Below are 24,072 nucleotides of genomic sequence, written 5' to 3' on the forward strand. Positions count from 1 at the left end.
GTTTACGGACATATTGTAAAAAGGAACTGCGCGCATTGCCGTCGCAGACAATTTTAATACTGACACTCGTCGGGCAGTCATTCGTCAGAGATTGGTGAAAGATGTTTAAAGGATTAGCCTGAAATTTTTGAGTGCAGCATCAATAAGGCAGGTCGGTTTCCGCACCTGTAAGTGGATTAATATGATAAATGCTAATCGTCCGATACTGAATCTCGACCTCGATCTGCTGAGAACCTTTGTTGCTGTTGCCGATCTGAGCACCTTTGCCGCCGCTGCTGCCGCGGTGTGCCGTACCCAATCCGCCGTAAGCCAGCAGATGCAGCGCCTGGAGCAGCTGGTAGGAAAGGAGCTTTTTGCCCGTCATGGGCGAAATAAGCTGTTAACGGAGCACGGTATTCAACTGCTGGGCTATGCGCGAAAAATTCTGCGATTTAACGATGAAGCATGCACGTCGCTAATGTTTAACCCGCTACAGGGTCAACTGACGCTGGGGTCATCCGACGAATCTGCGGACACCATTCTGCCGTTTTTATTAAACCGCATTAGCTCGGCGTATCCTAAGCTGGCGCTTGACGTGCGGGTAAAACGTCACTGCGTGATGGCCGATATGCTTAAGAATCAAGAAGTGGACCTGGCGTTAACGTCGCACCCGCTGGAAGGTTTTGCCTCGACGGTACTGCGGACCTCGCCTACGCTTTGGTACTGTGCTGCGGAGTTTACGCTGCGCCCCGAAGAGCCGATGCCTCTGGTGCTGCTCGACGATCCAAGCCCGTTCCGCGACACCATCCTCAAGACGCTTGATGCCGCCGGAATGCCGTGGCGTTTAGCCTACGTTGCGTCGTCGCTCTCGGCCGTTCGCGCGGCGGTGAAGGCTGGGCTTGGCGTGACGGCGCGCCCGGTAGAAATGATGAGCCCCGATCTGCGCGCGTTGGGGAAAGGGGAAGGGATGCCGGATCTGCCGGAAACCGAATACATGCTGAGCTATAACGCGGAAAGCGGCAACGAGCTAGCGCAGATGATTTTTGAGTCGCAAGAACCGCGGCACGACGCCTGGCCACAGACGGGTGTGTATACGCCGGAAGAGGGAGATAATCCCCTTATATTTGAAAGGGACATTGATTAACATTCCGGTTGAAAAGTAGTAACAAAATGTAAGTGCAAAAAAGAATCGTAGACGATAAAAAGCCAGTTTGCGGTTCTTTTTTTGCGTTTTTTCGCCAGGACCGAAAAAATAAATTTATTAATGTGATAATAATCATGTAATTAGAATTATTTTTCTATTCATACCTACCCATGGCAAACGCAATGCCATATCTCCTGCTAATGTTAAAAAAACGGATAGATTGTTGCCGTTTTACAGGGCGAATTAACAAAAGCGTGTCTTAGATCAAGAAAATACCCCTCATGGGGGGGAGGAATCGTTAGTAATTCCTGTCAAAATAGAGGGGTAATTCCTGTCATTGCTACAAAACGGACACGATTCACCAACCGATAAACCTTAAGGTCTACTGAGGTGAATAGAATCAAAGGGCACGTAATGTTAATGAAATGACTTTGATGTAAATTAATGTGAGGAAACTTTTGTTAAAGTTGACAAAAGGTTATAGAAAGGAGTAAAAAACCTCAACATTTTGCGGTCTGGCGTTCCAATTGGGCTGTTTGTAGGTTTTTTAATCCTCCCCATGAATCGATGTAGCGTCCATCTGCCGGTAAGAGCAGAGCAGGGTAAGCTACTAATTTGGTAAGCTTTGCGTATGTCAACATCCACTGAAATCATCGCTCATCACTGGGCATTCGCTATCTTTCTGATCATTGCCATTGGCCTTTGCTGCCTGATGCTCATCGGCGGCTGGTACCTTGGCGGTCGCGCGCGCGCGCGTAGCAAAAACACCCCGTTTGAATCGGGCATCGACTCCGTTGGCTCCGCACGACTGCGCCTGTCGGCCAAGTTCTATCTGGTCGCCATGTTCTTCGTCATCTTCGACGTCGAAGCGCTTTACCTGTACGCCTGGTCAACGTCCATTCGCGAGAGCGGTTGGGTTGGCTTTATCGAAGCCGCCATTTTCATATTTGTGCTGCTGGCCGGTCTGGTTTACCTCGTTCGCATTGGCGCGCTCGATTGGACGCCTGCGCGTTCTCGCCGCACGCTGGTAAACCCGGAAAACGACAGCGTCACTAACCGTAATACGCAGTAAAAGCGAGGCAATAAGATGGATTATACGCTCACCCGCATAGATCCTAACGGTGAGAACGACCGTTACCCTCTGCAAAAGCAGGAGATCGTGACCGACCCCCTGGAGCAAGAGGTGAACAAAAGCGTGTACATGGGGAAACTCGAACACGCGCTGCACGACATGGTCAACTGGGGTCGTAAGAACTCAATCTGGCCCTACAACTTCGGCCTTTCTTGCTGCTACGTAGAAATGGTGACGTCATTCACTGCGGTGCATGACGTTGCGCGTTTTGGTGCGGAAGTACTGCGCGCTTCCCCGCGTCAGGCTGACCTGATGGTGGTGGCCGGTACCTGCTTTACCAAAATGGCCCCGGTCATTCAGCGCCTGTATGACCAGATGCTGGAACCGAAGTGGGTTATCTCGATGGGTGCCTGCGCCAACTCCGGCGGCATGTACGATATCTATTCCGTGGTGCAAGGCGTCGATAAGTTTATCCCGGTTGACGTGTATATTCCGGGCTGCCCGCCGCGTCCAGAAGCCTATATGCAGGCGCTGATGCTGTTGCAGGAGTCCATCGGTAAAGAACGTCGCCCGCTGTCATGGGTCGTTGGCGATCAGGGCGTGTACCGCGCCAATATGCAGTCGGAACGCGAGCGTAAACGCGGCGAACGCATTGCAGTGACGAATCTGCGCACGCCAGACGAGATTTAATTTGCGCCTGCGGGCGGTGGCATCTTTTGACTTCGCAAATCAACATACAACAGCGCGAAGGCCACCTCCGGCAGTCACCACGGACCTTTTGCAATGGTGAACAATATGACCGATTTAACCGCGCAAGAAGCGGCCGCATGGCAAACCCGCGATCACCTTGATGATCCGGTCATCGGCGAACTGCGCAACCGTTTTGGGCCGGATGCATTTACCGTTCAGGCCACCCGCACCGGGGTTCCTGTCGTTTGGGTTAAGCGCGAGCAGCTGCTGGAGATCGTCGACTTCCTCAAGAAGTTGCCGAAGCCTTATGTGATGCTGTTTGACCTGCACGGCATGGATGAACGCTTACGTACCCACCGCGACGGTTTACCGGCCGCGGACTTTTCCGTTTTCTACCACCTGATCTCAATAGACCGCAATCGCGATATCATGCTCAAGGTGGCTTTGTCTGAAAACGACCTGAACGTGCCAACGCTGACCAAACTTTTCCCGAACGCCAACTGGTACGAGCGTGAAACCTGGGAAATGTTCGGCATTACCTTCAACGGCCACCCTAACCTGCGCCGCATCATGATGCCGTCGACCTGGGAAGGCCACCCGCTGCGTAAAGACTACCCGGCGCGCGCCACCGAATTCGACCCGTTTGAGCTGACCAAAGCCAAGCAGGATCTGGAAATGGAAGCGCTGACCTTCAAACCGGAAGAGTGGGGCATGAAGCGCGGGACCGAAAACGAGGACTTCATGTTCCTCAACCTCGGCCCGAACCACCCGTCTGCGCACGGTGCATTCCGTATTATTCTGCAGCTTGATGGCGAAGAGATTGTCGACTGCGTACCGGACATCGGCTATCACCACCGTGGTGCCGAGAAGATGGGCGAGCGTCAGTCCTGGCACAGCTACATTCCGTACACCGACCGTATCGAGTACCTCGGCGGCTGCGTGAACGAAATGCCGTACGTGCTGGCGGTAGAAAAACTGGCCGGGATCACCGTGCCGGACCGCGTAAACGTTATTCGCGTGATGCTCTCCGAACTGTTCCGCATCAACAGCCACCTGCTGTACATTTCGACGTTTATTCAGGACGTCGGCGCGATGACGCCGGTCTTCTTCGCCTTTACCGACCGTCAGAAAATCTATGATCTGGTCGAAGCGATTACCGGTTTCCGTATGCACCCGGCTTGGTTCCGTATCGGCGGCGTGGCGCACGACCTGCCGCGCGGCTGGGATCGTCTGCTGCGTGAATTCCTCGAGTGGATGCCGAAGCGTCTGGACTCCTACGAGAAAGCCGCGCTGCGTAACACCATTCTGAAAGGCCGCTCCGTCGGCGTTGCGGCTTATACCGCAAAAGAAGCGCTGGAGTGGGGCACCACCGGTGCTGGCCTGCGCGCCACCGGTATCGGCTTCGACGTGCGTAAATGGCGTCCGTATTCTGGCTATGAAAACTTCGACTTTGAAATCCCGACCGGCGGTGGCGTTTCTGACTGCTACACCCGCGTGATGCTGAAAGTGGAAGAGCTGCGCCAGAGTCTGCGCATTCTTCAGCAGTGCCTCGACAACATGCCGGAAGGCCCGTTCAAAGCGGATCACCCGCTGACCACGCCGCCGCCGAAAGAGCGCACGCTGCAGCACATTGAAACCCTGATCACCCACTTCCTGCAGGTTTCCTGGGGCCCGGTTATGCCGGCGCAGGAGTCCTTCCAGATGGTGGAAGCGACCAAGGGTATTAACAGTTACTACCTGACCAGCGACGGCAGCACCATGAGCTACCGCACCCGTATCCGTACGCCGAGCTATGCGCACTTGCAGCAGATTCCGTCGGCGATCCGTGGCAGCCTGGTATCAGACCTTATCGTCTACCTGGGTAGTATTGATTTTGTTATGTCAGACGTGGACCGCTAATTATGCACGAGAATCAACAACCACAAACCGAGGCTTTTGAGCTGAGTGCGGCAGAGCGTGAAGCCATTGAGCACGAGAAGCACCACTACGAAGACCCGCGTGCGGCGTCCATTGAAGCGCTGAAAATCGTTCAGAAACAGCGCGGCTGGGTACCGGACGGCGCCATTTACGCTATTGCCGACGTGCTGGGTATTCCGGCGAGCGACGTCGAAGGCGTGGCGACGTTCTACAGCCAGATTTTCCGCCAGCCGGTCGGTCGTCACGTGATTCGCTACTGCGACAGCGTGGTGTGCCACATTACCGGTTACCAGGGTATTCAGGCGGCAATCGAGAAGAAGCTGAACATCAAACCGGGTCAAACCACCTTTGATGGTCGCTTCACGCTGCTGCCGACCTGCTGCCTGGGCAACTGCGACAAGGGGCCGACCATGATGATTGATGAGGACACTCACAGCCATCTGACGCCGGAAGCCATTCCTGACCTGCTGGAGCAGTATAAATAATGAAGAATATTATTCTGACTCCCGAAACCCATCCGCTGACCTGGCGTCTTCGTGACGACAAGCAGCCGGTGTGGCTGGAAGAGTATCAGGCGAAAAACGGCTATGCCGGGGCGCGAAAAGCGCTCACCGGGATGGCGCCGGACGAGATCGTCAACCAGGTAAAAGACGCTGGCCTGAAAGGGCGCGGCGGCGCGGGCTTTTCCACCGGTCTGAAGTGGAGCCTGATGCCGAAAGACGAATCCATGAACATCCGTTACCTGCTGTGTAACGCCGATGAAATGGAGCCGGGTACCTACAAAGACCGCCTGCTGATGGAACAGCTGCCGCACCTGCTGGTGGAAGGCATGCTGATCTCCGCGTTTGCCCTGAAGGCGTACCGCGGCTACATCTTCCTGCGTGGGGAATATATTGAAGCGGCGCAGCATCTGCGTCGTGCCATTGCGGAAGCCACCGAAGCGGGCCTGCTCGGGAAGAACATTCTCGGCACCGGCTTTGACTTCGAGCTGTTCGTGCACACCGGCGCCGGGCGTTATATCTGCGGTGAAGAAACCGCACTGATTAACTCCCTCGAAGGCCGCCGCGCCAACCCGCGCTCCAAGCCGCCGTTCCCGGCAAGCTCCGGCGTATGGGGCAAACCGACCTGCGTCAACAACGTCGAAACGCTGTGTAACGTTCCGGCGATTCTGGCTAACGGCGTTGAGTGGTACCAGAACATCTCGAAAAGCAAAGATGCCGGTACCAAGCTGATGGGCTTCTCCGGCCGCGTGAAAAACCCGGGGCTGTGGGAGCTGCCGTTCGGCACGACGGCGCGTGAAATTCTCGAAGACTACGCGGGCGGCATGCGCGATGGCCTGAAGTTCAAAGCCTGGCAGCCAGGTGGCGCGGGGACCGACTTCCTGACCGAAGCGCACCTTGACCTGCCGATGGAATTCGAAAGCATCGGTAAAGCGGGCAGCCGTCTGGGGACGGCGCTGGCGATGGCCGTCGACCACGAGATTGGCATGGTGTCGCTGGTGCGTAACCTGGAAGAGTTCTTCGCCCGTGAGTCCTGCGGTTGGTGTACGCCGTGCCGCGACGGCCTGCCGTGGAGCGTGAAAATTCTGCGCGCCCTTGAAAAGGGTGAAGGCCAGCCTGGCGATATCGAGACGCTTGAGCAACTGTGTCGATTCTTAGGGCCGGGTAAAACCTTCTGCGCGCATGCGCCTGGTGCGGTTGAGCCGCTGCAGAGCGCCATTAAGTATTTCCGCGACGAATTCGAGGCAGGCATTAAGCAGCAGTTCAGCAATACCCATGCAATCAACGGGATTCAGCCGAACCTGCTTAAGACGCGCTGGTAATCTAAAGATTTATTTATTTTGGAAGCACGCTAATGGCTACGATTCATGTAGACGGCAAAGAATACGAGGTTAACGGAGCGGACAACCTGTTACAGGCATGTCTCTCTCTGGGCCTTGATATTCCATACTTTTGCTGGCACCCGGCGCTGGGCAGCGTCGGTGCTTGCCGCCAGTGTGCGGTGAAGCAATATCAAAACGCGGAAGACACGCGTGGTCGCTTGGTGATGTCCTGCATGACGCCGGCATCTGACGGCACCTTTATTTCTATCGACGACGCAGAAGCGAAGCAGTTCCGCGAGAGCGTGGTGGAGTGGCTTATGACCAACCACCCGCACGACTGTCCGGTCTGTGAAGAGGGCGGCAACTGCCACCTCCAGGATATGACCGTGATGACCGGCCATAGCTTCCGTCGCTATCGCTTTACGAAACGTACCCACCGTAACCAGGACCTGGGGCCGTTCATCTCTCACGAAATGAACCGCTGCATCGCCTGTTACCGCTGCGTGCGTTACTACAAAGACTACGCTGACGGCACCGATCTGGGCGTCTACGGCGCGCACGACAACGTCTACTTCGGGCGTCCGGAAGACGGCACCCTGGAGAGCGAATTCTCCGGTAACCTGGTCGAAATTTGCCCGACCGGCGTATTTACCGATAAAACCCACTCCGAGCGCTACAACCGTAAGTGGGACATGCAGTTTGCGCCAAGCATCTGCCAGCAGTGCTCGTTGGGCTGTAACACCAGCCCGGGCGAACGCTACGGCGAACTGCGTCGTATCGAAAACCGCTACAACGGCACCGTGAACCACTACTTCCTGTGCGATCGCGGTCGTTTCGGCTATGGCTATGTGAACCTGAAAGACCGTCCGCGTCAGCCGGTTCAGCGCCGTGGCGATGACCTGATTACGCTCAACGCCGAACAGGCGATGCAGGGTGCGGCGGATATTCTGCGCCAGTCGAAAAAGGTTATCGGTATCGGCTCCCCACGCGCCAGCATCGAAAGCAACTTCGCGCTGCGCGAGCTGGTTGGAGCGGAAAACTTCTATACCGGTATTGCCCAGAGCGAGCAGGAACGTCTGCAGCTGGTACTGAAAGTGCTGCGCGAAGGCGGTATTCATACCCCGGCGCTGCGCGAAATTGAAACGTATGATGCGGTGCTGGTGTTGGGTGAAGATTTAACCCAGACCGGCGCGCGCGCAGCGCTGGCGGTTCGCCAGGCGGTCAAAGGTAAAGCGCGTGAAATGGCGGCAGCGCAAAAAGTGGCTGACTGGCAGATTGCGGCCATCCTCAACATTGGCCAGCGCGCAAAACATCCGCTGTTTGTGACCAACGTTGACGATACTCGTCTGGATGACATTGCGGCGTGGACCTATCGCGCACCGGTGGAAGACCAGGCGCGACTGGGCTTTGCTATCGCGCACGCGCTGGATAACAGCGCCCCGGCCGTTGAAGGTCTGGATCGCGATCTGCAGGGCAAGATCGACGTGATCGTGCAGGCGCTGGCGGGAGCGAAGAAACCGCTGATTATTTCCGGTACCAACGCCGGAAGCGCGGAAATTATTCAGGCCGCAGCCAACGTGGCTAAAGCGCTGAAAGGCCGCGGCGCCGACGTGGGGGTTACCATGATTGCCCGCGCGGTGAACAGCATCGGTCTGGGCATGATTGGCGGCGGTTCTCTGGAAGCGGCGTTGAGCGAGCTGGAGTCCGGCGCAGCCGATGCGGTAGTGGTGCTGGAGAACGATCTGCACCGCCATGCTTCCGCTGCGCGCGTTGACGCTGCGCTTTCTAAAGCGCCGCTGGTGATGGTCATTGACCATCAGCGCACCGCGATTATGGATAAAGCGCACCTGGTGCTCTCCGCAGCAAGCTTCGCGGAAAGCGACGGTACGGTCATCAACAACGAAGGCCGCGCGCAGCGCTTCTTCCAGGTGTATGACCCGGCGTACTACGACAGCAAAACCGTGATGCTGGAAAGCTGGCGCTGGCTGCACTCGCTGCACAGCACCGTGCAGAGCCGCGAAGTGGACTGGACGCAGCTCGACCACGTGATCGATGCGGTGGTGGAAAAGCTGCCTCAGCTGGCGGGTATTAAAGACGCCGCGCCGGACGCAAGCTTCCGTATTCGCGGTCAGAAGCTGGCGCGTGAACCGCACCGCTACAGCGGTCGTACGGCAATGCGCGCAAACATCAGCGTGCACGAACCGCGTCAGCCGCAGGATAAAGACACCATGTTCGCCTTCTCGATGGAAGGGAACAACCAGCCGGGCGCGCCGCGCTCGCAGATCCCATTCGCATGGGCACCGGGCTGGAACTCCCCGCAGGCATGGAACAAGTTCCAGGCTGAAGTGGGCGGTAAACTGCGCCACGGCGACCCGGGCGTACGTCTGATTGAAGCTTCCGAAAGCGGTCTGGCGTTCTTCAGCGCCGTGCCGGAAAGTTTCCAGGCGCAGGAAGGCAGCTGGCGTATTGCACCTTACTACCATCTGTTCGGTAGTGACGAAATGTCCCAGCGTTCTCCGGTCTTCCAGAGCCGCATGCCGCAGCCGTACATCAAGCTTAACCCGGCGGACGCCGCGAAGCTTGGCGTCAACGCGGGCGCACGCATTGCCTTTAGCTATGACGGACAGACAATCAGCCTGCCGCTGATTATTTCTGAAGGTCTGGCGGCGGGGCAGGTCGGTCTGCCGATGGGCATGCCGGGCATTGCGCCGGTGATGGCGGGCGGGCGCCTTGATAATCTGCAGGAGGCAAAAGCATGAGTTGGTTAACGCCGGATCTGATTGAGATCCTCCTCAGCATCGTTAAAGCCGTGGTGATTCTGCTGGTGGTTGTCACCTGCGGGGCGTTCATGAGCTTTGGCGAACGTCGCCTTCTGGGCCTGTTCCAGAACCGCTACGGGCCAAACCGCGTAGGCTGGGGCGGTTCGCTCCAGCTCGTTGCCGATATGATCAAAATGTTCTTTAAAGAGGACTGGGTCCCGAAATTTACGGACCGTATGATCTTTACGCTGGCACCGGTTATCGCCTTCACCTCGCTGCTGCTGGCCTTCGCCATTGTGCCGGTCAGCCCAAGCTGGGTGGTCGCCGACCTGAACATCGGGATTCTGTTCTTCCTGATGATGGCGGGTCTGGCGGTCTACGCGGTGCTGTTCGCCGGTTGGTCGAGCAACAACAAATACTCCCTGCTGGGTGCGATGCGTGCGTCTGCGCAGACCCTGAGCTACGAAGTGTTCCTGGGCCTGTCTCTGATGGGCGTAGTGGCGCAGGCCGGTTCATTCAACATGACCGACATCGTCAATAACCAGGCGCACCTGTGGAACGTCATTCCTCAGTTCTTCGGCTTCATTACCTTTGCGATTGCGGGCGTGGCGGTGTGTCACCGTCACCCGTTTGACCAACCGGAAGCCGAGCAGGAGCTGGCCGATGGCTATCACATTGAATATTCCGGTATGAAATTCGGTCTGTTCTTCGTAGGCGAATACATCGGTATCGTCACCGTGTCAGCGCTGATCGTGACGCTGTTCTTCGGTGGCTGGCAAGGCCCGTTCTTACCGCCATTCATCTGGTTCGCGCTGAAAACCGCGTTCTTTATGATGATGTTCATTTTGATTCGTGCGTCGTTACCGCGTCCTCGTTATGACCAGGTAATGTCCTTCGGCTGGAAAGTGTGCCTGCCGCTGACGCTCATCAACTTGCTGGTAACGGCGGCTGTCATTCTCTGGCAGCAGCCATAAGGGGCTATAGACCATGACCTTAAAAGAATTAATCGTAGGCTTCGGCACCCAGGTACGCAGTATCTGGATGATCGGCCTGCATGCGTTCGCCAAACGCGAAACGCAAATGTACCCGGAAGAGCCGGTCTACCTGCCGCCGCGCTACCGTGGCCGTATCGTGCTGACGCGCGATCCGGACGGCGAAGAGCGCTGCGTTGCCTGTAACCTGTGTGCGGTAGCCTGCCCGGTAGGCTGTATCTCTCTGCAAAAAGCGGAGACCAAAGACGGTCGCTGGTATCCGGAGTTTTTCCGCATCAACTTCTCACGCTGCATTTTCTGCGGCCTGTGCGAAGAAGCGTGCCCGACCACGGCGATTCAGTTGACCCCGGATTTTGAACTGGGCGAATACAAGCGTCAGGATCTGGTGTACGAAAAAGAGGATCTGCTGATTTCCGGTCCGGGCAAATACCCGGAATATAACTTCTACCGGATGGCGGGTATGGCAATCGACGGCAAAGATAAAGGCGAAGCAGAGAACGAAGCCAAGCCTATCGACGTCAAGAGCCTGTTACCGTAAGGAGAGGGGCAATGGAATTCGCTTTTTATATCTGTGGCCTTGTTGCTGTCCTCGCGACGCTGCGAGTGATTACGCACACTAACCCGGTACACGCGCTGCTGTATCTGATTATCTCGCTGCTGGCGATTGCCGGGGTGTTCTTCTCGCTGGGGGCGTATTTCGCCGGTGCGCTGGAGATCATCGTTTACGCGGGCGCCATCATGGTGCTGTTCGTCTTCGTGGTGATGATGCTGAACCTGGGCGGTGCGGAAATCGCTCAGGAACGTCAGTGGCTGAAGCCGCAAATCTGGATTGGCCCGGCGATTCTTTCCGCCGTGCTGCTGGCTGTGATGGTGTACGCCATCCTCGGCCTGAATGACCAGGGCATTGATGGCAACGCCATCAGCGCGAAAGACGTCGGTATTGCGCTGTTCGGGCCGTACGTACTGGCGGTGGAACTGGCGTCGATGCTGCTGCTGGCGGGCCTGGTTGTGGCCTTCCATATCGGTCGTGAAGACCGCATGGGCGAAGTGCTGAGCAACCGTGCTGGCGATAGCGCGAAAAGGAAAACGGAGGAACACGCATGATTCCTTTACAACATGGGCTGATCCTCGCGGCGATTTTATTCGTGCTGGGTTTAACCGGTCTGGTTATCCGTCGCAACCTGCTGTTTATGCTGATTGGGCTGGAAATCATGATTAACGCCGCCGCGCTGGCCTTCGTGGTCGCCGGCAGCTACTGGGGCCAGACCGACGGTCAGGTGATGTATATCCTCGCCATTACCCTCGCGGCTGCGGAAGCGAGTATTGGCCTGGCGCTGCTGCTGCAGCTCCATCGTCGCCGCCAGAACCTGAACATCGATTCAGTAAGTGAGTTGCGCGGATGAACATGCTTGCCTTAACCATTATTTTGCCATTGATTGGCTTTGTGCTGCTGGCTTTCTCCCGCGGGCGCTGGTCGGAAAACCTCTCCGCCACCGTTGGCGTCGGGTCGATTGGCCTGGCCGCGCTGGTGACCGCCTTTGTCGGGGTAGACTTCTTTGCCAACGGCAAGCAGGCGTTCAGCCTGCCGCTGTGGACGTGGATGTCCGTCGGCGACTTTAACATTGGCTTCAGCCTGGTGCTGGACGGCCTGTCGCTGACCATGCTCTCCGTGGTAACCGGCGTGGGCTTCCTGATCCACATGTTCGCCTCCTGGTATATGCGCGGTGAAGAGGGCTACTCCCGCTTCTTCGCCTACACCAACCTGTTTATCGCCAGCATGGTGGTTCTGGTTCTGGCGGATAACCTGCTGCTGATGTACTTAGGCTGGGAAGGCGTGGGCCTGTGCTCCTATCTGCTGATCGGTTTCTACTACACCGATCCGAAGAACGGCGCTGCGGCGATGAAAGCCTTCGTTGTCACCCGCGTCGGTGACGTCTTCCTGGCGTTCGCGCTGTTCATTCTCTACAACGAGCTGGGCACGCTGAACTTCCGCGAAATGGTTGAACTGGCGCCGGCGCACTTTGCCGCAGGCAACGACATGCTGATGTGGGCAACCCTGATGCTGCTGGGCGGTGCGGTCGGTAAATCCGCGCAGCTGCCGCTGCAGACCTGGCTTGCGGATGCGATGGCGGGCCCAACGCCGGTTTCTGCGCTGATCCACGCAGCGACCATGGTGACCGCGGGCGTGTACCTGATTGCCCGTACTCACGGTCTGTTCCTGCTGACGCCGGAAGTGCTGCATCTGGTCGGGATTGTCGGGGCGATTACCCTGGTGCTGGCGGGCTTTGCCGCGCTGGTGCAGACCGATATCAAACGCGTGCTGGCCTACTCCACCATGAGCCAGATTGGCTACATGTTCCTGGCGCTTGGCGTACAGGCGTGGGATGCGGCGATTTTCCATCTGATGACTCACGCGTTCTTCAAAGCGCTACTGTTCCTGGCGTCCGGCTCGGTTATTCTGGCCTGCCATCACGAACAGAACATCTTCAAGATGGGTGGCCTGCGTAAGTCGATTCCGCTGGTGTATGCCTGCTTCCTGGTCGGTGGTGCCGCGCTCTCCGCGCTGCCGCTGATTACCGCGGGCTTCTTCAGTAAAGACGAAATCCTCGCCGGTGCGATGGCCAACGGTCATATCAATCTGATGGTTGCGGGCCTGGTCGGTGCATTCATGACCTCGCTCTATACCTTCCGTATGATCTTCATCGTCTTCCACGGTAAAGAGCAGATCCACGCGCACGCAGGGAAGGGGATTACCCATCATCTGCCGCTGATTGTGCTGATGATCCTGTCGACCTTTATTGGCGCACTGATTGTGCCGCCGCTGCACGGCGTATTGCCAGCCACGACCGAGCTGGAACATGGCCGCGTGCTGACGCTGGAAATCACCTCCGGCGTGGTGGCGATTGCCGGTATCCTGATTGCCGCATGGCTGTGGCTGGGCCAACGTAGCCTGGTCACCGCGATTGCCAACAGCGCGCCGGGCCGTCTGTTGGGCACCTGGTGGTACAACGCCTGGGGCTTTGACTGGTTGTACGACAAAGTGTTTGTGAAACCGTTCCTGGGCATCGCCTGGCTGCTGAAGAGTGACCCGCTGAATGCGCTGATGAACATTCCGGCCATCCTTTCTCGCCTGGCGGGTAAAGGTCTGGTGCTGAGTGCGAACGGCTATCTGCGCTGGTATGTCGCGTCAATGAGCATTGGTGCCGTCGTGGTGCTGGCGCTGTTGATGGTGTTGCGTTAATTCGTTGGGGAGGATTTTCCTCCCCATGAAAATGTCGTGCTGTTTTCCTGTTCCGGCGGGCGATGCGCTACCGGATAGATGAATAAGGAAATGAACTGCCATGTTATTACCCTGGCTAATACTGATTCCCTTTATCGGCGGTTTTCTCTGCTGGCAGACCGAACGCTTCGGCGTGAAGATGCCGCGCTGGATTGCGCTGGTCACCATGGGACTGACGCTCGCGCTTGGCCTGCAGCTGTGGCTGCAGGGCGGCTACTCACTCACGCAATCCGCCGGTCTGCCGCAGTGGCAGTCTGAGTTTATTCTGCCGTGGATCCCGCGCTTTGGCATTACTATCCATCTGGCTATCGACGGTCTGTCGCTGCTGATGGTGGTGCTGACCGGCCTGCTCGGCGTGCTGGCGGTGCTCTGTTCCTGGCGCGAAATCGAAAAATACCAGGGCTTCTTCCACCTCAACCTGATGTGGATCCTGGGCGGCGTAATCGGCGTGTTCCTCGCCATCGACATGTTCCTGTTCTTCTTCTTCTGGGAGATGATGCTGGTGCCGATGTACTTCCTGATCGCGCTGTGGGGGCATAAAGCCTCTGACGGTAAAACGCGTATCACGGCGGCCACCAAGTTCTTCATCTATACCCAGGCGAGCGGTCTGGTGATGCTGATTGCCATCCTGGCGCTGGTGTTCGTGCACCATAACGCGACCGGCGTGTGGACCTTCAACTATCAGGACCTGCTGAAAACCCCAATGTCGCACGGCGTGGAATACCTGCTGATGCTCGGCTTCTTCATCGCCTTCGCGGTGAAAATGCCGGTTGTGCCGCTGCACGGCTGGCTGCCGGACGCGCATTCTCAGGCACCGACCGCGGGTTCCGTTGACCTGGCGGGGATTCTGCTGAAAACCGCGGCCTACGGTCTGCTGCGCTTTGCGCTGCCGCTGTTCCCGAACGCCTCCGCCGAGTTCGCGCCTATCGCGATGTGGCTGGGTGTGATCGGTATCTTCTACGGCGCGTGGATGGCGTTTACCCAGTACGACATTAAACGCCTGATTGCCTACACCTCCGTTTCCCACATGGGCTTCGTACTGATTGCTATCTATACCGGTAGCCAGCTGGCGTACCAGGGGGCGGTGATTCAGATGATCGCGCACGGGCTGTCTGCGGCCGGTCTGTTCATTCTGTGCGGCCAGCTGTACGAACGTCTGCATACCCGCGACATGCGCCAGATGGGTGGCCTGTGGGGCAAAATTAAGTGGCTGCCGGCGCTGTCGATGTTCTTCGCGGTGGCGACGCTGGGCATGCCGGGTACCGGTAACTTCGTCGGCGAATTTATGATCCTGTTCGGCAGCTACCATGTCGTGCCGGTGATTACGGTGATTTCTACCTTCGGTCTGGTGTTTGCCTCCGTGTACTCGCTGGCGATGCTGCACCGGGCATACTTCGGCAAAGCGAAGAGCGAAATCGCGGCAAAAGAGCTGCCAGGGATGTCGCTGCGCGAGCTGTTTATCGTTCTGTTACTGGTCGTGCTTCTGGTTCTGCTGGGCTTCTACCCGCAGCCTATTCTGGACACGTCACATTCTGCGATGAGCAACATCCAGCAGTGGTTTGTTAATTCTGTTTCAACTACAAGGCCGTAATTCGCCATGACAATAACTCCACAACAACTGATCGCGCTGTTACCGCTGCTGATCGTCGGCTTGACGGTGGTGGTTGTGATGCTCTCCATTGCGTGGCGACGCAATCACTTCCTCAATGCCACGCTGTCGGTCATTGGGCTTAACGCCGCGCTGGTTTCGCTCTGGTTTGTTGGCCAGGCGGGCGCCATGGACGTCACGCCGCTGATGCGCGTTGACGGTTACGCAATGCTCTACACCGGGCTGGTGCTGCTGGCGAGCCTTGCCACCTGTACGTTCGCTTATCCGTGGCTTGAGGGCTATACCGATAACAAGGAAGAGTTCTACCTGCTGGTGCTGATTGCCGCGCTCGGCGGCATTCTGCTGGCGAACGCCAACCACCTGGCGGCGCTGTTCCTCGGTATTGAGCTGATTTCACTGCCGCTGTTCGGCCTGATTGGCTATGCCTTCCGACAGAAGCGTTCTCTGGAAGCGAGCATCAAGTACACCATTCTGTCAGCGGCGGCTTCGTCCTTCCTGCTGTTCGGTATGGCGCTGCTGTACGCGCAGTCTGGCGATCTCTCCTTCCTGGCGCTCGGCAAGAGCCTCAGTGATAACATGCTGCACGAACCGCTGCTGCTGGCGGGGCTGGGCATGATGATCGTGGGCCTGGGCTTCAAGCTCTCGCTGGTGCCGTTCCACCTGTGGACGCCGGACGTCTATCAGGGTGCCCCTGCGCCGGTGTCAACCTTCCTGGCAACCGCCAGCAAGATTGCCATTTTTGGCGTGGTGATGCGTCTGTTCCTGTACGCCCCGGTCGGCGACAGCGAAGCGGTACGCGTGGTGCTGGGCCTGATTGCCTTCGCTTCCATCATCTTCGGTAACCTGATGGCGCTCAGCCAGACCAACATCAAGCGTCTGCTCGGCTACTCGTCTATCTCTCACCTCGGCTACCTGCTGGTGGCGCTGATTGCGCTGCACAGCGGCGAGATGTCGATGGAAACTGTAGGCGTGTATCTGGCCGGTTATCTGTTCAGCAGCCTCGGCGCTTTCGGCGTGGTGAGCCTGATGTCCAGCCCGTACCGTGGCCCGGATGCTGACTCGCTGTACTCCTACCGTGGCCTGTTCTGGAATCGCCCGATTCTGGCGGCGGTGATGACGGTGATGATGCTGTCGCTGGCCGGTATTCCGATGACCCTTGGCTTTATCGGTAAGTTCTACGTACTGGCCGTCGGCGTGCAGGCACACCTGTGGTGGCTGGTCGGCGCGGTAGTCGTTGGTTCCGCGATTGGCCTTTACTACTACCTGCGCGTGGCCGTCAGCCTGTATCTCAGCGCGCCGCAGCAGCCGGGCCGCGATGCGCCGTCTAACTGGCAGTACAGCGCGGGCGGTATCGTGGTGCTGATCTCCGCACTGCTGGTGCTGGTGCTGGGTATTTATCCGCAGCCGCTGATTAGCATTGTGCAGATGGCGATGCCGCTGATGTAATGTTCCTGCTGATGATGTGAAGAACCGCCGATTTATCGGCGGTTTTTTTATGCCTGAAAGCGTGTAGGGTATACGGCGTATGAATCTGAACGGAGCAGCGAATGAGAACGCAAAAAAGGTGCCTGGGGCACATCGCCATTGTGGTTGACGACTACGACCGCGCGATTGAGTACTACACGGACAAACTGGGGTTCACGCTGATTGAAGATACGCCGCAGCCGGGAAAACGCTGGGTGGTGGTATCACCCAACGCGGAAAGCGACTGTAACCTTTTGCTGGCGCGCGCGTCTAACGAACGGCAGCAGGGTTTTATCGGTAATCAGTGCGGCGGGAGAGTATTTCTGTTTCTGCAGACCGATGATTTCTGGCGCGATTACCATGCGATGAAGGCCAAAGGTGTGCATTTTTGCGAAGCGCCGCGGGAGGAGGAGTATGGTACGGTGGTGGTGTTTGAAGATCTGTATGGCAACCGCTGGGATCTGTATCAGAACGCGTAGCCTGCGTAACTGACAGACGATCCTGGCGATCGCCTGTGTCTTGTGACGTTATTTCGCCGTCAGTTCCCGGCGAATGATCTCCGCCCCCGCGCTGAGCGCATTCAGCTTGCCCTGGGCCACGTGGCGCGGCAGCGGTGCCATGCCGCAGTTGGTTGATGGGTAGAGTTTATCGGCATCAACAAACTGCAGGGCTTTGCGTAGGGTATCGGCGACTTCCTCCGGCGTCTCGACGGCGTGGTTGGCGACATCAATTGCGCCGACCATCACCTTCTTGCCGCGAATCAGCGCCAGCAGATCCATCGGTACGCGGGAGTTATGGCACTCCAGCGAGATGATATCGATATTCGATGCCTGCAGCTTCGGAAACGCTTCTTCGTATTGACGCCACTCGCTGCCCAGCGTCTTTTTCCAGTCGGTGTTGGCTTTAATGCCGTAGCCGTAGCAGATGTGCACGGCCGTTTCGCATTTCAGCCCTTCAATCGCCCGCTCTAAGGCTGCGATGCCCCAGTCGTTGACCTCATCGAAGAAAACGTTAAACGCCGGCTCGTCAAACTGGATAATATCGACGCCGGCGGCTTCCAGCTCGCGGGCTTCCTGGTTGAGGATTTTGGCAAATTCCCACGCCAGCTTTTCGCGGCTTTTGTAGTGGGCGTCGTAAAGGGTATCGATCATGGTCATCGGCCCCGGCAGCGCCCATTTTATCGGCTGCTTGGTGAGCTGACGTAAATAGCGCGCGTCATCCACGAACACCGGTTTTTTACGCTCGACGGCGCCAACCACCGTGGGCACGCTGGCGTCATAGCGATTACGAATTTTCACCACTTCGCGTTTTTCAAAATCCACGCCGCTGAGGTGCTCAATAAACGTGGTAACAAAGTGCTGACGGGTTTGCTCGCCGTCGCTGACAATATCAATGCCCGCGCGCAGCTGGTCGTCCAGCGATAAACGCAGCGCATCCTGTTTGCCGAGAATCAGCTCTTCGTTCTGTAATTTCCACGGCGACCACAGCGTTTCCGGCTGCGCAAGCCAGGACGGTTTCGGTAAGCTGCCAGCCGTTGAAGTCGGGAGCAATGTTTTCATAAGTAGATAACCTTTATTTTGATTAAATTAACGTGCGTAGTTAGCAGACCATTGCTCAAGAATTTTCTTGTACGGTTTAATGAAATGCTCTTCGGTAAACTTGCCCTGTTCAATCGCCAGACGGCTGCGCTCTTCCCGGTCGTAAACAATTTTGGTTAACGAATGATCCTCGTGGCTCAGGTTCGGCTGATAGTGCAGGCCTGCCGCCGAGTTGGCGTTATAAATCTCCGGGCGATAAATCTTCTGGAAGGTTTCCATGGTGGCGATGGTGCCAATCAGCTCAAGATCGCTGTAATCGCCCAGCAAATCGCCGGTAAAGAAGAAGGCCAGCGGGGCGGCGCTGTTTTTGGGCATAAAGTAGCGCACCTGCAGGCCCATCTTGCTGAAGTACGTTTCGGTTAATGACGTTCCGTGCTGCTGGTATTCGATGCCGAGCACCGGGTGCTGGTTGCCGGTACGCTGATAGGCGTTTTTGTTCGATACGCTCAGGCAGATTACCGGCGGCTTTTTAAACTGCGCGCGGTATTCTGCAGACTGCACGAAATGCTTGAAGATATTGCCGTGCAGATCGCCAAAATGTGCTGGCAGGCTAAACTGCTCGCGGTCTTTATTGTGGCCTAACAATAAGACGCTAAAGTCATAGTCGCGCACATAAGACGAGAAGTTGTTGCCGGCGAGGCCCGCAATGCGTTCGTTGGTCTTTTTATCAATAATATTGGTTTGCAGGATCTCGATTGCCGGGAAAGCGCTGCCCGCAATCTTCATTTCTACGGAAATGATATCCAGCTCGACGGCATAACGATCGCCTTGCGGATTATCCCAATGCGCTAACGTATTAAAGCGATTGTCGATCATGATTAGCGTATTGCGTAAATTCTGCTGACGGTTCTCACCCCGCGCCAGATTGGCAAAGTTGGTGGTAATGCGCGTGTTTTCTGACGGATTATAGTTTTCATCAAAACGGCTGCGCGTAATGGCAAAGGTGAAATCTGTATTCATAGCGACGTTGCATCCTGAGTTCTGACGTGAAAACTGAGCCTGTGAACCGTTTTCATGTTGTCAATAAGTTAACATGGTGTAATTTATGCCAGAGCCGTACGGGGAGAGAAAGCGAGTTAATTTCATTGAACATGAGCTATTTTCATGTTGCGTCGGTGATGCGCTAACCTGGTAAATCGGGGCAAACGCACCTATAGTCGACAAAGATTTCCCGCAACAGGACGCACCAATGCGATTTAACGGCTTGACCAAAGGCTTTTTCATTTTCATTCTGGCCCTCGTTACCTGGGCATTTTTCGATATCCTTTCACCTTATTTCTCCGCCATTTTGTGGGCGGCTATCCTTACCGTGGTGTTTAACCCGGTGAAAAATAAGCTGCGCAGCATGATGGGCGATCGCAATGGCCTGGCGTCGCTGGTGACCATTGTGATCATCTGCCTGATTGTCTTTATCCCGCTGATGGCCATTCTGTCGTCGCTGGCGCTGGAGCTGAACGTGGTGTACACCAAGCTTCAGCAAAACAACGCGCGGTTCCCGGAGACGATCGCCAGTATTTTCTCGCATCTGCCGCGCTGGGCGAGGGGCTTCCTGATCGAACACAACCTGGATAATGTGGCGCAGATCCAGAAAAAATTGTCCGAATTGGCCCTGCAGGGCGGGCAGTATCTTGCCGGCAGCGCGTTTCTGATTGGTAAGGGGACGTTCGGTTTCGCCATCAGCTTCGGTATCATGCTCTATCTGCTGTTCTTCCTGCTCAAAGATGGCCCGTATCTGGTTACCCGCATTCTGGATTCACTGCCGCTGACCGATTTCGTGAAGCAGCACCTGTTTGCCAAATTTGTTGGCGTGACGCGGGCCACGGTCAAGGGCACGGCGGTAGTTGCGGTGGTGCAGGGGACGCTTGGCGGTATCGCCTTTGCCATTGTTGATATCGACGGCAGCGTTCTGTGGGGCGCGCTGATGGCGTTTCTCTCGCTGGTGCCTGCCGTCGGATCGGCCATTATCTGGGTGCCCGCGGCTATCTTCCTGTTCTCCACGGGACAGCTTTGGCAGGGGCTGTTTATCGTTGGCTTCTTCGTGATTATTGTCGGGCTGGTGGACAATATTCTTCGCCCGCTGCTGGTGGGCAAAGATACCAAAATGCCGGATTACCTGATTCTTATCACCACCATCGGCGGTATGGAAATCTACGGTATTAACGGTTTTGTGATTGGGCCGCTGATTGCCGCGCTGTTCCTCGCCTGCTGGAACCTGTTTTCCGGGCGCGACCACGCGGGCAACGTTGAAGGTCTGGACGAAGAGTTTATTGCGGAAGGCAAAAATCCCCCGGAAGCATAATGGGATGACGATAACAAAAGCGGCTATGGCCGCTTTTTTATTGCCACGTGAAAATGGGCGTTTCCTATAATTTCAATGATGCTAATTCATTATTCGTCGCAGAAGGAACCCTCCGGTGAGAATTGCCACAATAACAAACTGGGCTTACGGCGCGACGGTGTGCCTGACAATCGCCTCCGGCATTGTCATGCTGATGGCCTCTAACGCGGATAATCACGAACGCCAGGCGGTGGCGCAGCGCCAGGTGTTTGACCAACTGACCGACGAAGTGGACAACGATGCCTGGGCGCAGTCCGACCTTGCGCGGCTGTATGTGGTCAGCAAAGACCCGGACCTGCTGAAGGAATATCGCCAGAGGGAAACGCGGCTGAAAAACGTTGAACAGCGGCTGTCTAAACTCAAGGATGCTGGTGCGACGGAGGAGGAGCTGGCCCTGCTGCACGAAGGCGTGCTGATTGTGGATGCGCTCCAGGACGAGCAGCAGACGGCGCTCAACAGCATGGCGCAGGGCGACACCTCACATGCGATGGCGCTGCTGTACAGCAAGATTTATGAACAGGAGCTGGATCGCGCGCAGGAGCGTATCGACCATTTTCGCCAGCTGCTCGACAATCGCGCGCGCAACGCTATTGATGATGCGACCCAGGCTTCCCGCACGCTGCGTACGCTGTCTGAGGTGATGGTCGGGCTGACGGCGCTGCTGTTCCTGTTTGTGCTGGGCTTTATTCTGAAGCGCCGGGTGCTCCGGCCCGTCGAGCGTCTGAGCGATGTCATCCACCGGCTGGCGTCGCAGGATTACGCCGTCGAACCGCCCAACTTTAATCAGATTGATGAAATTGGCGATATGGCGCAGGCCATCCGCATTTTTCGCGAGAACGGGCTGATACGCCAGCGGCTTGAGAAGGAGCGCGACGCCAGCTGGGCGATACGCGAACTGCTGGCGCGTATGACCCAACGGCTCCAGGGCTGCGAGAATTTTGACGATGTGGTTAAGGTGGCGGAGCTGTTCGCGCCAAACATCGCGCCGGGCGTGCCCGGGCGGCTGTTCATCCTTGACCGGGAGCCCTGGCAAATGCGCTGCGTGGCGGAATGGCTTTCTCCGCAGGGGGCGCCAACGCCTTTCCATCCGGATGAATGCTGGGCCGTGCGGCGCGGGCAGAGCCATCCGCCGGTGCACGGTGAACCGGATATTGGTTGTTACCATCTGCCGGGATCCTGTCTTAACCATACGCTATGCGTGCCGCTGATTGCGCAGGGTGAGGCGATTGGCCTGCTGTCTTTCCAGAATGTCAGCGAGGAAACCGTCCCGTGGCGCGCCTATCTGGAGCTGATGGCGGAGGCGCTCGGCCTGGCGTTCGCCAACCAGCGGTTGCGCGACGCGCTGCTGGAAAAAGCGCTCTATGACCCGCTCACCGGGCTGCGTAACCGCCACCATCTCGACGACACGCTGGGGACGCTGTTGGGCCACGCGATGCGCAGCCAGGAGCCGCTAAGCTGCCTGATGATTGATATCGACCACTTTAAGCTCATCAACGACCGCTTTGGCCACGAAGCGGGCGATGCCGTGATTAAAAGCGTTGCGGCGATTATTCAGCGCGTGGTGCGCGACAGTGGGACAGCCTTCCGCTATGGAGGTGAAGAGTTTCTGGTACTGCTCAGCAACATGGATGAAGAAGACGCAAGCCGGGTGGCGACCGATATTTATAACGGCGTACGCGAAATGGCGCTGCGCTTCGCTGGTACCGATATCGGCCATGTGGATGTCTCGATTGGCGTTGCCAGCTATCCCGAACATGTGCAGAGCGACAATTTGCTGCGCGCCGCCGACGTTGCGCTGTATCGCGCAAAAGAGCTGGGCCGGGCGCGGATTGTGAGTTTTGGCATGCTGGAAGCAGGGTGAGGGCGGGCATCCTGCTGATATCGTTATTGGTCCTCACCCTGCCGAAGCTATCCTGCGTTCACCCACGATAAAACGGCCCGTATCAGGCGCGGCTGATATTTCTTTCTTGCCCTCTAATGAATTCCTTTTCCCTTCCGATAACCCGGATAGCTGAAATGGAATAAGGCCCGCCTTATCTTTTTCGCCGTCCGAATGAGCTCATGAAAAGAGAAGCGACGCCACGTCGACGATTGCCCTGCGCTCTTCACTCTTGGAGACATTCACAATGGGAAAATGCTATGCCCGAATCAATACCTGTCACTGATGTTACGGCCTCATTTTCCGCGCCCGCTGAAGCGGCCTCTTATCCGTTTGTTCTTCCGCCTGAAAGGCCCGCTATTGCCGGGCCGTGCGGCATTTTTTACGACTTCAACGACGGCGCGCGCTTACTGTTGCCCGAAGGGCGATGGCGGGTTGTGCTGCTGGATGACGATTCCGGCAACATTCTGTTTCGCTGCGAAACCGGCGCGGGCTGGGTCACTTCGGCAAAGAAATACTTTGTTCGTTTTCGCCTTCAGGTCTGGCGCGCGGAAGATAACGCGTTGCTGCTGGATGAAGCGCTTAATCTCGAAGGTCGCGACGTGCTGATCTCCTTTCCCACCGGCACGCTGGGCGACCTGCTGGGCTGGTTCCACTACGCGGAGCGCTTCCGCCTGCTGCATGGCTGCCGACTTGAGTGTTCTATGGCGCCTAACATCATTGCGCTGCTGGAAGCCCAGTATCCGGATATTCACTTTTCGCCGCCGGATGCCGTCCGGCAGAGGGCGCCTTATGCGACCTACCGCGTGGGGCTGTTTTTTGGCGGTAACGATACGCATCAGCCCATCGATTTTCGTCAGGTCGGCTTTCACCGCATCGCGGGGTACATCCTTGGGGTTGACCCCACGGAAGCACCGCCTCGTCTTAATCTCAGCGCGCCGCGCACCATTGAGCAGCCCTACGTTTGCATCGCCGTGCAGTCGACCTGCCAGGCCAAGTTCTGGAACAACGGCCACGGCTGGACGGAGGTGGTGGCCCACCTGAAATCGCTTGGCTATCGGGTGCTGTGTATTGACCGTGAGCCCACCACCGGGCACGGCTTCGTCTGGAACCACATCCCCTACGGCGCAGAAGACTTCACCGGGGCCCTGCCGCTGCAGGCGCGGGTTGATCTGCTTCGCCACGCCAGCTTCTTTATCGGCCTGGCCAGCGGGCTGTCGTGGCTTGCCTGGGCGGCAAAAATACCGGTGGTGCTGATTAGCGGCTTCAGCCTGCCGAACGCCGAGTTTTACACCCCCTGGCGCGTGTTCAGCAGCCACGGCTGCAACGGCTGCTGGGACAGCCTGCATGAGACCTTTGATCATAAAGACTTTTTCTGGTGCCCGCGCCATAAAGGCACGGAACGTCAGTACGAGTGCACCCGTCTGATCACCGGAAAACAGGTCAGCGGCGTGGCTGACCGGCTCCACGCGCAGCTGCGCGGTGAGTAAATAGCGCCACACAGCAGAAGTGACATCCGGAGCAGCACC

Annotated in this window: 20 protein-coding genes; 18 read left to right on the forward strand and 2 right to left on the reverse strand. The window is 57.0% G+C overall.

The features are described from left to right. The first annotated feature begins 181 nt into the window (after nucleotides 1–181). The 15 genes from lrhA to H7R76_RS07645 all read left to right on the forward strand — a co-directional run bounded on the left by lrhA (nucleotide 182) and on the right by H7R76_RS07645 (nucleotide 17,207). Nucleotides 182–1,123, forward strand: a complete 942-nt coding sequence (gene lrhA, locus H7R76_RS07575; RefSeq protein WP_106924273.1) for a transcriptional regulator LrhA — start codon at nucleotides 182–184, stop codon at nucleotides 1,121–1,123. A 625-nt stretch (nucleotides 1,124–1,748) separates the two neighbouring features. Then, complete coding sequence (gene nuoA, locus H7R76_RS07580) at nucleotides 1,749–2,195, forward strand: NADH-quinone oxidoreductase subunit NuoA (protein WP_106924274.1); 447 nt, start codon at nucleotides 1,749–1,751, stop codon at nucleotides 2,193–2,195. A gap of 15 nt (nucleotides 2,196–2,210) precedes the next feature. Beyond that, the gene (gene nuoB, locus H7R76_RS07585; RefSeq protein WP_002913178.1) at nucleotides 2,211–2,885 is read left to right on the forward strand and encodes an NADH-quinone oxidoreductase subunit NuoB; all 675 of its coding nucleotides are present in this window, start codon (nucleotides 2,211–2,213) and stop codon (nucleotides 2,883–2,885) included. Between the two features lie 93 nt (nucleotides 2,886–2,978). Then, the gene (gene nuoC / locus H7R76_RS07590; RefSeq protein ID WP_106924275.1) at nucleotides 2,979–4,784 is read left to right on the forward strand and encodes an NADH-quinone oxidoreductase subunit C/D; all 1,806 of its coding nucleotides are present in this window, start codon (nucleotides 2,979–2,981) and stop codon (nucleotides 4,782–4,784) included. A 2-nt stretch (nucleotides 4,785–4,786) separates the two neighbouring features. Beyond that, complete coding sequence (gene nuoE, locus H7R76_RS07595) at nucleotides 4,787–5,287, forward strand: NADH-quinone oxidoreductase subunit NuoE (protein WP_002913160.1); 501 nt, start codon at nucleotides 4,787–4,789, stop codon at nucleotides 5,285–5,287. Then, nucleotides 5,287–6,624, forward strand: coding sequence for an NADH-quinone oxidoreductase subunit NuoF (gene nuoF / locus H7R76_RS07600; RefSeq protein ID WP_106924276.1), 1,338 nt, complete (start codon nucleotides 5,287–5,289; stop codon nucleotides 6,622–6,624). The genes nuoE and nuoF overlap by 1 nt, the downstream gene beginning before the upstream one ends. A gap of 32 nt (nucleotides 6,625–6,656) precedes the next feature. After that, nucleotides 6,657–9,383, forward strand: a complete 2,727-nt coding sequence (gene nuoG, locus H7R76_RS07605; RefSeq protein ID WP_182930254.1) for an NADH-quinone oxidoreductase subunit NuoG — start codon at nucleotides 6,657–6,659, stop codon at nucleotides 9,381–9,383. Then, complete coding sequence (nuoH, locus tag H7R76_RS07610) at nucleotides 9,380–10,357, forward strand: NADH-quinone oxidoreductase subunit NuoH (RefSeq protein WP_035892479.1); 978 nt, start codon at nucleotides 9,380–9,382, stop codon at nucleotides 10,355–10,357. Before nuoG ends, nuoH begins: the two co-directional genes overlap by 4 nt. A 13-nt stretch (nucleotides 10,358–10,370) precedes the next feature. Continuing rightward, nucleotides 10,371–10,913 carry an NADH-quinone oxidoreductase subunit NuoI gene (gene nuoI / locus H7R76_RS07615; RefSeq protein ID WP_106924278.1) on the forward strand — a complete coding sequence of 181 codons (543 nt, stop codon included), beginning with the start codon at nucleotides 10,371–10,373 and terminating at the stop codon, nucleotides 10,911–10,913. A gap of 11 nt (nucleotides 10,914–10,924) precedes the next feature. Beyond that, on the forward strand, nucleotides 10,925–11,479 hold the full coding sequence (gene nuoJ, locus H7R76_RS07620; protein WP_182967396.1) for an NADH-quinone oxidoreductase subunit J: 555 nt from the start codon (nucleotides 10,925–10,927) through the stop codon (nucleotides 11,477–11,479). After that, the gene (gene nuoK / locus H7R76_RS07625) at nucleotides 11,476–11,778 is read left to right on the forward strand and encodes an NADH-quinone oxidoreductase subunit NuoK (RefSeq protein ID WP_035892477.1); all 303 of its coding nucleotides are present in this window, start codon (nucleotides 11,476–11,478) and stop codon (nucleotides 11,776–11,778) included. The genes nuoJ and nuoK overlap by 4 nt, the downstream gene beginning before the upstream one ends. Next, nucleotides 11,775–13,616, forward strand: a complete 1,842-nt coding sequence (nuoL, locus tag H7R76_RS07630) for an NADH-quinone oxidoreductase subunit L (RefSeq protein ID WP_182967398.1) — start codon at nucleotides 11,775–11,777, stop codon at nucleotides 13,614–13,616. Before nuoK ends, nuoL begins: the two co-directional genes overlap by 4 nt. A gap of 100 nt (nucleotides 13,617–13,716) precedes the next feature. Further along, nucleotides 13,717–15,246 carry an NADH-quinone oxidoreductase subunit M gene (nuoM, locus tag H7R76_RS07635; RefSeq protein WP_182928566.1) on the forward strand — a complete coding sequence of 510 codons (1,530 nt, stop codon included), beginning with the start codon at nucleotides 13,717–13,719 and terminating at the stop codon, nucleotides 15,244–15,246. Between the two features lie 6 nt (nucleotides 15,247–15,252). Next, a complete protein-coding gene (gene nuoN / locus H7R76_RS07640; protein ID WP_106924282.1) occupies nucleotides 15,253–16,710 on the forward strand; it encodes an NADH-quinone oxidoreductase subunit NuoN in 1,458 nt (485 codons plus the stop codon). Between the two features lie 101 nt (nucleotides 16,711–16,811). Next, on the forward strand, nucleotides 16,812–17,207 hold the full coding sequence (locus H7R76_RS07645; protein WP_182967400.1) for a VOC family protein: 396 nt from the start codon (nucleotides 16,812–16,814) through the stop codon (nucleotides 17,205–17,207). A 48-nt stretch (nucleotides 17,208–17,255) separates the two neighbouring features. Here the strand turns inward: H7R76_RS07645 and H7R76_RS07650 are convergent, their stop codons facing one another. After that, entirely contained in the window at nucleotides 17,256–18,287 is a 1,032-nt protein-coding gene (locus tag H7R76_RS07650) for a methionine synthase (protein ID WP_106924284.1), read from the reverse strand. 27 nt (nucleotides 18,288–18,314) lie between these two features. After that, on the reverse strand, nucleotides 18,315–19,286 hold the full coding sequence (locus H7R76_RS07655; RefSeq protein ID WP_106924285.1) for a DUF1852 domain-containing protein: 972 nt from the start codon (nucleotides 19,284–19,286) through the stop codon (nucleotides 18,315–18,317). A 229-nt stretch (nucleotides 19,287–19,515) separates the two neighbouring features. Here H7R76_RS07655 and H7R76_RS07660 point away from each other — a divergent pair, with 229 nt between their 5' ends. The 3 genes from H7R76_RS07660 to H7R76_RS07670 all read left to right on the forward strand — a co-directional run bounded on the left by H7R76_RS07660 (nucleotide 19,516) and on the right by H7R76_RS07670 (nucleotide 24,033). After that, nucleotides 19,516–20,625 carry an AI-2E family transporter gene (locus tag H7R76_RS07660; RefSeq protein WP_182930256.1) on the forward strand — a complete coding sequence of 370 codons (1,110 nt, stop codon included), beginning with the start codon at nucleotides 19,516–19,518 and terminating at the stop codon, nucleotides 20,623–20,625. Between the two features lie 115 nt (nucleotides 20,626–20,740). Next, nucleotides 20,741–22,525 (forward strand): diguanylate cyclase, encoded by a 1,785-nt coding sequence (locus tag H7R76_RS07665; protein ID WP_182930257.1) that lies wholly within the window; start codon nucleotides 20,741–20,743, stop codon nucleotides 22,523–22,525. 278 nt (nucleotides 22,526–22,803) lie between these two features. Continuing rightward, a complete protein-coding gene (locus tag H7R76_RS07670) occupies nucleotides 22,804–24,033 on the forward strand; it encodes an autotransporter strand-loop-strand O-heptosyltransferase (protein ID WP_182967402.1) in 1,230 nt (409 codons plus the stop codon). Nucleotides 24,034–24,072: the final 39 nt, after the last annotated feature.

It is taken from the genome of Klebsiella sp. WP8-S18-ESBL-06, assembly GCF_014169755.1.
Lineage (GTDB): Bacteria > Pseudomonadota > Gammaproteobacteria > Enterobacterales > Enterobacteriaceae > Kluyvera > Kluyvera ascorbata_B.

Bases quoted from the DNA above. Each gene is read 5' to 3' on its own strand.
- lrhA (WP_106924273.1), top strand. From the start codon at position 182: ATGATAAATGCTAATCGTCCGATACTGAATCTCGACCTCGATCTGCTG.
- nuoB (WP_002913178.1), top strand. From the start codon at position 2,211: ATGGATTATACGCTCACCCGCATAGATCCTAACGGTGAGAACGACCGT.
- nuoC (WP_106924275.1), top strand. From the start codon at position 2,979: ATGGTGAACAATATGACCGATTTAACCGCGCAAGAAGCGGCCGCATGG.
- nuoE (WP_002913160.1), top strand. From the start codon at position 4,787: ATGCACGAGAATCAACAACCACAAACCGAGGCTTTTGAGCTGAGTGCG.
- nuoF (WP_106924276.1), top strand. From the start codon at position 5,287: ATGAAGAATATTATTCTGACTCCCGAAACCCATCCGCTGACCTGGCGT.
- nuoG (WP_182930254.1), top strand. From the start codon at position 6,657: ATGGCTACGATTCATGTAGACGGCAAAGAATACGAGGTTAACGGAGCG.
- nuoH (WP_035892479.1), top strand. From the start codon at position 9,380: ATGAGTTGGTTAACGCCGGATCTGATTGAGATCCTCCTCAGCATCGTT.
- nuoI (WP_106924278.1), top strand. From the start codon at position 10,371: ATGACCTTAAAAGAATTAATCGTAGGCTTCGGCACCCAGGTACGCAGT.
- nuoJ (WP_182967396.1), top strand. From the start codon at position 10,925: ATGGAATTCGCTTTTTATATCTGTGGCCTTGTTGCTGTCCTCGCGACG.
- nuoK (WP_035892477.1), top strand. From the start codon at position 11,476: ATGATTCCTTTACAACATGGGCTGATCCTCGCGGCGATTTTATTCGTG.
- nuoL (WP_182967398.1), top strand. From the start codon at position 11,775: ATGAACATGCTTGCCTTAACCATTATTTTGCCATTGATTGGCTTTGTG.
- nuoM (WP_182928566.1), top strand. From the start codon at position 13,717: ATGTTATTACCCTGGCTAATACTGATTCCCTTTATCGGCGGTTTTCTC.
- nuoN (WP_106924282.1), top strand. From the start codon at position 15,253: ATGACAATAACTCCACAACAACTGATCGCGCTGTTACCGCTGCTGATC.
- H7R76_RS07645 (WP_182967400.1), top strand. From the start codon at position 16,812: ATGAGAACGCAAAAAAGGTGCCTGGGGCACATCGCCATTGTGGTTGAC.
- H7R76_RS07650 (WP_106924284.1), bottom strand. From the start codon at position 18,287: ATGAAAACATTGCTCCCGACTTCAACGGCTGGCAGCTTACCGAAACCG.
- H7R76_RS07655 (WP_106924285.1), bottom strand. From the start codon at position 19,286: ATGAATACAGATTTCACCTTTGCCATTACGCGCAGCCGTTTTGATGAA.
- H7R76_RS07660 (WP_182930256.1), top strand. From the start codon at position 19,516: ATGCGATTTAACGGCTTGACCAAAGGCTTTTTCATTTTCATTCTGGCC.
- H7R76_RS07670 (WP_182967402.1), top strand. From the start codon at position 22,804: ATGCCCGAATCAATACCTGTCACTGATGTTACGGCCTCATTTTCCGCG.